Here is an 8,535-nt window from a genome sequence, read left to right as displayed (position 1 = left end):
CCTGCAGCCCCTGATGCGTTGGCGGATGGACGACGCCCGCGAGGGGCTCGGGACCTGGAGGGGGGTCGCCCGTTTCCTGCGCGAGAACCGGACCTTCATCGACAAGGCGCTGGCCGAAATCCACGCCCGCGGCGCCATCTCGGCCGGCGAGCTGGAGATCGGCGAGAAGGGGCGCGGCGGCTGGTGGGGCTGGAGCGAGGGCAAGCGGGCCATGGAGTGTCTGTTCTGGGCCGGCGAGATCACCACGGCCACCCGGCGCAGCACCTTCGAGCGGGTCTATGGCCTGCCGGGCGACGTGTATCCCAGGTCCGTCCGCGACGCCCCGACCCCGCCCCGCGACGAGGCCCAGCGCCAGCTCCTGCGCATCGCCGCCCGCGCCCAGGGCGTGGCGACGGAGCGCGACCTGCGCGACTATTTCCGTATGCCGGTGGCCGACACCAAGGCCCGCATCGCCGAACTCGTGGCGGCCGGCGACCTGCTGCCGGTGTCCGTGAAAGGCTGGGATCAGCCGGCCTATCTCGATCCCGCCGCCCGGCGACCGCGCAAGATCACCGCCGGCGCCCTGCTCTCGCCCTTCGACAACCTGATCTGGTTCCGCGAGCGCACCGAGCGGCTGTTCGGCGTCCGCGTCCGGCTGGAGATCTACACCCCGGCCGAGAAGCGCGTGCACGGCTACTACGTCCTGCCCTTCCTGCAGGGCGAGGCCATCACCGCCCGCGTCGACCTCAAGGCCGACCGCAAGGCCGGCGTCCTGCTGGTGCAGTCGGCCCACGCCGAACCCTGGGCCGACGCGGAGACGCCCGGCCAGTTGATGACCGAACTTCAGCTGATGGCGGGCTGGCTTGGCCTGACCTCCGTCCGCGTCGAACCCAAGGGCGATCTGGCCCCACGCCTCGCCGCGGCCCAAACTAGTTCGGAACCCTAACCACTTTCAGGGGGTGGCGACACCACTTCACGCGGCGCCTAAACCGCCCCCATCGTCACCGCGTGCAGGCGGGCATAGGCCCCGCCCTTGCTCACCAGCTCGGCGTGGCGACCCTCCTCGACCACCTGGCCGTTGTCGAAGACCAGGATGCGGTCGGCGCCGCGGATCGTCGACAGGCGGTGGGCGATGACGATGGTGGTGCGGCCCACCATCAGCTCCTCCATCGCCGCCTGCACCTCCCGCTCGGTCTCCACGTCGAGGGACGAGGTGGCCTCGTCCAGCACCAGGATCGGCGCGTCCGCCAGGAAGGCCCGCGCGATGGCCACCCGCTGGCGCTCGCCCCCCGACAGCTTCACGCCGCGCTCCCCCACCAGAGTCTCGTAGCCCTTGGGCAGGCGGGTGATGAAGTCGTGGGCCCGGGCCCGGCGGGCGGCCAACTCGATCTCGTCGGGGGTCGCGCCCGGCCTGGCGTAGCTGATGTTCTCGCCGATGGTGCGGTGGAACAGGGCCGGGTCCTGCGGCACCACGGCGATGGCGCGCCGCAGACTGCCTTGCGTCACCTTGGCCACGTCCTGGCCGTCGATCAGGATGCGGCCGCCGTCGAGGTCGTAGAGCCGCTGGACCAGCTTGACGAAGGTCGACTTGCCCGACCCCGTCGGCCCGACGAGCGCGATCCGTTCCCCCGGCGCGATCCGCAGGGAGAAGTCGCGATAGAGAGCGGTCTGCGCCGACTTGTAGCCGAAGGTGGCGTGGTCGAAGACCACCTCTCCCAGGTCCCCGGCGAAGGCCGGCGCGCCCGGCGCATCGGCCACCTGCGGCTCGAGCGTCAGATAGCGGGCCACGTCCTCGACGTCGTCCAGGCCCTTCTGCAGCATGCGGATATTGTCGCCGATGTTGCGCAGATAACCGCTCATGAGCATGAAGGAGGTCACCCCGAAGGCCACGTCTCCGGGCGTCGCCTCGCCCCGCGCCCACAGCCGCAGCAGCAGGCCGGTGAGCCCCGCCTGCAGCAGGACCAGCAGCAGGTTCTGCACCAGCCAGATGTCGGTGAACCGGGTCCAGGTGCGCTGCACCGCCTTGGACCACAGCTGGGTCACCCCGGCGATCCGGGTCGCCTCGAGGTCCTCGGCCCCGAAGGCGCGCACCGTGGCGTTGGAGGCGACGGAGTCGGCGATCGCCCCGCCGATCCGGCTGTCCAGCCCTACCGACTTGAGGTTCAGCGGCCGCCCGAAGGTGCTGGTCAGGAAGACGTTGGAGGCGATGTAGATGATCACCGTGGCCAGGGAGAACAGGCCCACCATCGGCCAGCGCAGGATCATCATCACAGATAGGCCCAGCAGCACCGCCAGCGCCGGGCCCAGCCACATGACCACGGCGTCGGAGACCTCGTCATAGCCCCACATGGCGCGGCTCAGCTTGCGCACCGTGGCGCCCGAGAAGTTGTCGCCGTGCCAGTCGGCGGAGAAGGACTGCACCTTGCCGAACCCCTCCTCGGTGATCTCGCGCATGTTGCCGGCCGCCAGGGGAATCCAGAACCGTGGCGCGAGATTGCGCATCAGCGATCCCACCAGATAGACGCCGACGAACAGGCCCCAGGCCATCCAGGCGGTGTCCTGCGACGAAGGTCCCGCGGTGACCGCGTCCACCAGCCGACCCGACGCCCAGGGCATGGCCAGGTCGAACCCGATTCCGGCCAGGGTCGTCACCAGGGTGCCGGCCAGCAGCCACGGCCGTCGAAGCCAGTAGCCCATGACGAAGCCCAGGACCTGGCGGTTGCTCAGGACCCGGTTCGCCGACTCGTCGACCTCCTCATAGTGCTCGGTCACGCGCCCGCCTCCGTCACGGCGTGCAGCCGGGCATAGGCCCCGCCGCGCGCCACCAGGTCCGCATGGCGGCCCTCTTCAACAAGTTGTCCGCCCTCGAACACCAGGATGCGGTCGGCGCCCCGGATGGTCGACAGCCGGTGGGCGATCACCACCGTGGTGCGGCCCATCATCAGTTCCTCCATGGCCGCCTGCACCTGGCGCTCGGTCTCCACGTCCAGGGACGAGGTGGCCTCGTCCAGCACCAGGATGGGCGCATCCGCCAGGAAGGCGCGCGCGATGGCCACCCGCTGGCGCTCGCCGCCCGACAGCTTCACCCCGCGCTCACCGACCAGCGTGTGATAGCCCTTGGGCAGGGCCGCGATGAAGTCGTGCGCCCGGGCCCGCTTGGCGGCCAGGATCACCTCGTCCTCCGTGGCGTCGGGCCGGGCATAGCTGATGTTCTCGGCGATGGTGCGGTGGAACAGGGCCGGGTCCTGGGGCACGACGGCGATGGCCCGCCGCAGGCTGCCCTGGGCGACATGGGCGATGTCCTGCCCGTCGATCAGGATCCGGCCGCCCTGCACATCGTAGAGGCGCTGCAGCAGCTTGACGAACGTCGACTTGCCGGCCCCCGTCGGCCCCACCAGGGCCACGCGCTCGCCGGGCGCCACCACCAGGGTGAAGTCCTGGTACAGCGGCCGCGCGGCGTTCTCGTAGCCGAAGGTCACGCGGTCGAAAACCACCTCCCCCAGCTCGCCGCGGAACGGCGCCGCGTCCGGCTTGTCGGCCAGCTGCGGCTGCGTGCGCATGTAGGTGGCGACATCCACCATGTCGTCGAGGCCCTTCTGCAGCATGCGGGTGATCTCGCTGAAGTTCCGCATGTAGCCGGCCATGACGATGAACGAGGTGATGCCGAAGGCCACGTCGCCCGGCGTCGCGTCGCCGTGGCTCCAGGCATAGACCAGCTGTCCCGTCAGACCCGCCTGCAGGACCACCAGGAACAGGTTCTGCCCCCAGCTGACCGTGTTGAAGCTGTTCCAGGTTCTGTGCTGGGCCGCGCGCCAGATGGCCACGTGGTCGGCGAACCGCTTCTCCTCGCGGGCCTCGGCGCCGAAGCCCTTCACCACCGGATTGCCGCCGATGGCGTCGGCCAGGTTGGCGCCGATCTGGGAGTCCAGGGCCGTCGAGGCCAGGTTCACCGGACGGATGTAGTAGGTCGAGACCAGGATGTTGAAGATGGCGAAGGCGATCACCAGCACGGCGACGAACACGCCCGCCACCGGCCACTTCAGGCCGATGGAGATGGCTAGGCCCGACAGCACCACCAGGGTCGGGGTCAGCATCCACAGCAGGGCGTCAGAGGCGCTGTCATAGCCCCACATGGCCCGGCTGACCCGGCGAACCGTGGCGCCGGCGAAGTTCGACGCGTGCCAGTCGGCCGAGAAGGCCTGCACGCGGCCGAAAGCCCGGGTCACCATCCGCGCCATGATCCGCGAATAGAAGCCGTTGGACAGACGGAACATGCCGCTGCGCAGACAGTAGAACGCCAGGTACAGCCCCGAGAGCGCGGCCCAGGCCATCCATGCCTTGTCAGTGGGCGAGGTGGGCGTCGCCACAGCGTCGATCAGGGCCCGGGTCGCCCAGGGAATCGCCAGGTCGCAGGCCGTCGAGGCCAGCATCAGCGCCGCGATCAGCACGAACCGCTTGGGCTCGCCCATCCAGTGGCCGGCCATGAAGCCGATCACCTGGCTGTTGGTCAGGATGCGGGGACGGTCGGCGTCCTCGTCGTCGTAAGCTTGCGTCATGTGAGCCGTCGGAATGCGGTGACGGCGAGGGGCGCGGCGCGCGCATCATCGACGTCATGGAGAATGGGAGCGGCTGGAGGTCCAGCACGGGTCGCGGGAGGGATCCCTTGGGGCGGTCGCAGCGGACGCGCGGGCCGGGGAAATCTCTCAGGTCAGCAGAAGGACCCGGCGGCGCGTCGGCGGAGGGTGGTCGTTGCGATGACTTTCATCTTTGATGACCCTCCTTTCCGGTCTCGTGTGGAGGCCGGAAGCTAGGCGGCTCGGATTCCCCCGTCAAGCGACCGCGTTACGCCAAATTCTGACTGCGGCGCGAAAGCCACGGTGCTGCTATGGAGAGGCCAAGATGACCACCCACCTCCCCGACGCCGCCCCCACCAACTGGGTGGACCGCCACGCGCCTTTGGCCCTGCGCCCCTGGCTGAAACTGGGACGCTTCGACCGCCCCACCGGCATCTGGCTGCTGATGCTGCCGGGCTGGCAGGGGATCGCGCTCGCCGCCGCCATGGAGGGCCGATGGCCGGATCCGCTGCTGATGGCCGCCTTCTTCCTGGGCGCCGCCCTGATGCGCGCGGCCGGCTGCGCCTATAACGACATCGTCGACCGCGACTTCGACGCCAAGGTGGCGCGCACCGCCGCCCGCCCCATCCCGGCGGGCCAGATCAGCGTCAGCCAGGCCTGGGCCTTCGTCGTCGCCTGCGCAGTGATCTCCCTGGCCATCCTGCTGACCATGGGGCCAGTGGCCATCGGCCTTGGCGTCGCCTCCCTGGCCCTGGTGGCGGCCTATCCGTTCATGAAGCGGATCACCTGGTGGCCCCAGGCCTGGCTGGGCCTCACCTTTAACTGGGGCGCCCTGCTGGGCTATGCCGCCGCAACAGGCGGGGCCTCAGGCGTGCTCTGGCTTTATTTCCAAATTCTCAGCCTCACGGGCCATTACGCCTCGGTCGGCGTCTCTTCCGACTTTTTCGTCCTTGGCCACCTCTCGTGGCCCGCCATCCTGCTCTATGCGGCCGGCGTCTTCTGGACCCTGGGCTACGACACCATCTACGCGGTCCAGGACCTGGAGGACGACGCCCTGGCCGGCGTGAAGTCCTCGGCCCTGCGGCTGGGCGACGCCGCGCCGAAGGCCGTGCTCGGCTTCTATGTGACCGCCTTCGTCCTGGCCCTGGCCGCGGCCTGGGTCGGCGGCCTGGGGCCCCTGTTCCTGCCGCCGGCCGCCATGTTCGGCGTCCACCTGTCGCGGCAGGCCGCCCGGCTGGACGTCAAGGACGGCGTGGCCGCCCTGGCCCTCTTCAAGTCCAACAGCCTCGCGGGCCTGCTGCTGGTGATCGCCATGACCGCGGGCATGTGGGACGGGCCGGCCTCGGCGCTCTAAGCGATTTCAGGCGAAGTGGCCGCCGGTTCGCCGCCTGGAAAGCGCGCCCGGCAAGAGGACTAGAACGGCCCCTTCTGGTAGGCGCGCTCCAGCACCTTGTTCAGCGCCGCGATCCGCCGGGTATAGGCCCGCGCCAGGCAGGTGCGGTACGCGCCGCAGGCCCGCCTTGTCTTCAGCCACGCCTGCTGGTCGTCCTGGATGGCGCCCCGCCCGCCCATCGCCACCAGATGCTGAGCGATGTCGTAGAGCTGCGCCATGCGCACGTCCTGGTCGTTCAGCTTCAGCGTCGCGCAGATGGTCAGTTCGTCCTGCGTCCGCGCCCGTTCGCAATTGAAGCTGGCGGCCTGGGCGCCCCCGGCCATCAAGGTCGCGGTCAGGGCGAGCAATACCAGGCGGATCGGGGGGCGCATTCGGGTCTCCGGGGAAATCCTGCCGCCATACCTAGGACGCTCGGCCCTGTTCCCCAAGGCCTGTCGTGACCTTGCGTCACGCTGTTTCGTCACGATTTTTTGTGGGAGAATGCGGTCATGGCAGCCGCATCCCGCGTCGATCCCAAGACCTATTTCCCCCCCGACCAGTGGGCGCGCCTCGCCGCCCATTCCAACTGGCGGGGCCTGGCCCTGCTCGCCCACGCCTGGATCGTCATCCTGGCGGCCGGGGTCATGGTGGTGGTCTGGCCGCTGACCCTGCCCCTTGCGGTGATGATCATCGGGGGTCGCCAACTCGGCCTGGCCATCCTCATGCACGACGCCGCCCACGGCGCCCTGCACAAGAACCTCAAGGTCAACGACTGGGCCGGCGAGTGGCTGACCGGCGGCGGCCTGGCCCGCTACCGCCCCTATCACCTCACCCACCACCGCTTCGCCCAGCAGGCCGAGGATCCGGACCTCGGCCTGTCGGCGCCCTTCCCGATCACGCGGCTGTCCCTGCGCCGCAAGCTGGTGCGTGACCTGACCGGACAGACCTTTTTCAAGCAGCGGTTCGGCGACCTGGTCGCCCGGCTGAAGGCCCGCAAGCCCGGCCAACCCCTCCTGCCCATCCTGACCGAGGAAATCCGCCGCAAGCGCCGCTGGCTGATGGGGGGCGTGGTGATCACCGCCATCGGCCTGCCCTTCGGCGCCTGGTGGGCCTGGCCCGTGCTGTGGGTCCTGCCCCAGGCCACCTGGTATCCTATGATCACGCGGCTGCGGAACATCGCCGAGCACGCCTGCGTCGCCAAGGACGAGCCCGATCCCCTGCGCCACGCGCGGACCACCAAGGCCAATCTAATCGAGCGCGCCCTGCTGGCCCCCTACTATGTGAACTACCACTGCGAACATCACATGTTCATGCACCTGCCCTGCTACCAGCTGCCCCGCGCCCACCGGGCCCTGGCCAAGGCGGGCGTGACCAAGGGCATGCTGGTGGAGCCCGGTGGGTATCTGAAGGTCTTGTCCCTGGCGGCGGGGAAGCCTGCCAGCGAGAGCGTGACAGCCTGAAGTGGTCGCCGGTTCAGGCGTCCGTCACGCGACCCAGCAAAAGACTTAGAGGCTTTCAGTTTCCAGCTGAAAGTCTCTAAGCGGGGGAATGATCGATCCCAGCCTTGAGGGCCGCCGCGCCTTCATCCTCGAAAACACCCGGCTGCAGACCCCGCCCCACACGCCGGAGCTGGACCTGCACCTCGCCGACGAGATCACCCCGATCTGGAAGATGACCGAGGAGGCCCTGGCCGAGATCGGCCTGCCGCCGCCCTTCTGGGCCTTCGCCTGGGCCGGCGGCCAGGCCCTGGCCCGCTACGTCCTGGACAACCCCGAGGTCGTCGCCGGCAAGCGGGTGGTCGACTTCGCCTCGGGGTCCGGCATCGTCGGGATCGCCGCGATGCGGGCCGGCGCAACGCGCGTCCTGGCCGCCGACATCGACGGCTTCTGCGGCGCGGCGCTCTCCCTCAACGCCCAGGCCAACGGGGTCAGCCTGGACTTCACCGACGCCAACCTCCTGGACGCGCCCGCACCCGAGGCCGACGTGATCCTGGCCGGCGACATCTGCTACGAAAAGCCCATGGCCGACGCGGTCATGGCCTGGCTGGCCGCCGCCCGCGAGCGAGGGACCACCGTGCTGATCGGCGATCCGGGCCGCAGCTATTTCCCCCGCTCGGGCCTCACCAAGCTGGCGGAGTACCAGGTGGCCACCACCCGCGAGCTCGAGGACCAGGAGGTCAAGAAGACCTCAGTCTGGACTCTTCCCGGTTGAGCTTCTAGAACGAGAACAAACACGGAACTGAGAGCGGCGACCGATATGCGCGAAGACGGCAAGATCGACTATGTGGAGCTGCCCGGCCAGGACCTGCCAGCCACCAAGAGCTTCTACGGCGAGGCCTTTGGCTGGCGCTTCACCGACTTCGGCCCGACCTATGCGGCCTTCGGCGACAGCGGCCTGGACGGCGGCTTCCAGGCCGATGCGTCCGAGGCTTCGGTGGCGCCCCTGGTGGTGATCTTCGCCAGGGACCTGGAGGCGATGCTGGCCAAGGTGACGGCGGCTGGCGGCCAGGTGGTCAAGCCCATCTACAGCTACCCGGGCGGCCGCCGCTTCCACTTCCGCGACCCCAGCGGGAACGAACTCGCGGTATTCACCGAGGGTTGAATTCGGCGC

Annotated in this window: 8 protein-coding genes; 5 read left to right on the top strand and 3 right to left on the bottom strand. The window is 69.4% G+C overall.

Annotation, left to right across the window (positions count from 1 at the left end):
• On the top strand, window positions 1-925 hold a 925-nt coding region (locus RMO97_RS15980; protein ID WP_310542025.1), incomplete at its 5' end, for a DNA glycosylase AlkZ-like family protein.
• Window positions 926-963: 38 nt separating this feature from the next.
• Here the strand turns inward: RMO97_RS15980 and RMO97_RS15975 are convergent.
• Together RMO97_RS15975 and RMO97_RS15970 are read right to left on the bottom strand one after the other, a co-directional pair.
• A complete protein-coding gene (locus RMO97_RS15975; RefSeq protein ID WP_310542024.1) occupies window positions 964-2,751 on the bottom strand; it encodes an ABC transporter ATP-binding protein in 1,788 nt (595 codons plus the stop codon).
• A complete protein-coding gene (locus tag RMO97_RS15970; RefSeq protein ID WP_310542023.1) occupies window positions 2,748-4,535 on the bottom strand; it encodes an ABC transporter ATP-binding protein in 1,788 nt (595 codons plus the stop codon). Before RMO97_RS15970 ends, RMO97_RS15975 begins: the two co-directional genes overlap by 4 nt.
• A 343-nt stretch (window positions 4,536-4,878) precedes the next feature.
• Between RMO97_RS15970 and RMO97_RS15965 the strand changes: the two genes are divergently transcribed.
• A complete protein-coding gene (locus RMO97_RS15965) occupies window positions 4,879-5,907 on the top strand; it encodes a UbiA family prenyltransferase (protein WP_310542022.1) in 1,029 nt (342 codons plus the stop codon).
• 59 nt (window positions 5,908-5,966) lie between these two features.
• On the opposite strand, the gene RMO97_RS15960 is transcribed toward RMO97_RS15965, so the two are convergent.
• Window positions 5,967-6,317, bottom strand: coding sequence for a lysozyme inhibitor LprI family protein (locus RMO97_RS15960; RefSeq protein ID WP_310542021.1), 351 nt, complete (start codon window positions 6,315-6,317; stop codon window positions 5,967-5,969).
• A 117-nt stretch (window positions 6,318-6,434) separates the two neighbouring features.
• Between RMO97_RS15960 and RMO97_RS15955 the strand changes: the two genes are divergently transcribed.
• The 3 genes from RMO97_RS15955 to RMO97_RS15945 all read left to right on the top strand — a co-directional run bounded on the left by RMO97_RS15955 (window position 6,435) and on the right by RMO97_RS15945 (window position 8,526).
• Complete coding sequence (locus RMO97_RS15955; RefSeq protein WP_310542020.1) at window positions 6,435-7,385, top strand: fatty acid desaturase family protein; 951 nt, start codon at window positions 6,435-6,437, stop codon at window positions 7,383-7,385.
• Window positions 7,386-7,473: 88 nt separating this feature from the next.
• Window positions 7,474-8,136: a methyltransferase gene (locus tag RMO97_RS15950; protein WP_310542019.1), complete on the top strand. Its 663-nt coding sequence runs from the start codon at window positions 7,474-7,476 to the stop codon at window positions 8,134-8,136.
• A gap of 45 nt (window positions 8,137-8,181) precedes the next feature.
• Complete coding sequence (locus tag RMO97_RS15945) at window positions 8,182-8,526, top strand: VOC family protein (RefSeq protein WP_310542018.1); 345 nt, start codon at window positions 8,182-8,184, stop codon at window positions 8,524-8,526.
• Window positions 8,527-8,535 lie beyond the last annotated feature (9 nt).

Origin of the sequence: Phenylobacterium sp. (assembly GCF_031425575.1) — a bacterium.
Classification (GTDB): Bacteria; Pseudomonadota; Alphaproteobacteria; order Caulobacterales; family Caulobacteraceae; genus Phenylobacterium.
Note: the sequence above shows the minus strand (reverse complement) of the source record. Positions and strands in the feature narration are given on the sequence as shown.

Bases quoted from the DNA above. Each gene is read 5' to 3' on its own strand.
- RMO97_RS15970 (WP_310542023.1), bottom strand. From the start codon at position 4,535: ATGACGCAAGCTTACGACGACGAGGACGCCGACCGTCCCCGCATCCTG.
- RMO97_RS15965 (WP_310542022.1), top strand. From the start codon at position 4,879: ATGACCACCCACCTCCCCGACGCCGCCCCCACCAACTGGGTGGACCGC.
- RMO97_RS15960 (WP_310542021.1), bottom strand. From the start codon at position 6,317: ATGCGCCCCCCGATCCGCCTGGTATTGCTCGCCCTGACCGCGACCTTG.
- RMO97_RS15955 (WP_310542020.1), top strand. From the start codon at position 6,435: ATGGCAGCCGCATCCCGCGTCGATCCCAAGACCTATTTCCCCCCCGAC.
- RMO97_RS15950 (WP_310542019.1), top strand. From the start codon at position 7,474: ATGATCGATCCCAGCCTTGAGGGCCGCCGCGCCTTCATCCTCGAAAAC.
- RMO97_RS15945 (WP_310542018.1), top strand. From the start codon at position 8,182: ATGCGCGAAGACGGCAAGATCGACTATGTGGAGCTGCCCGGCCAGGAC.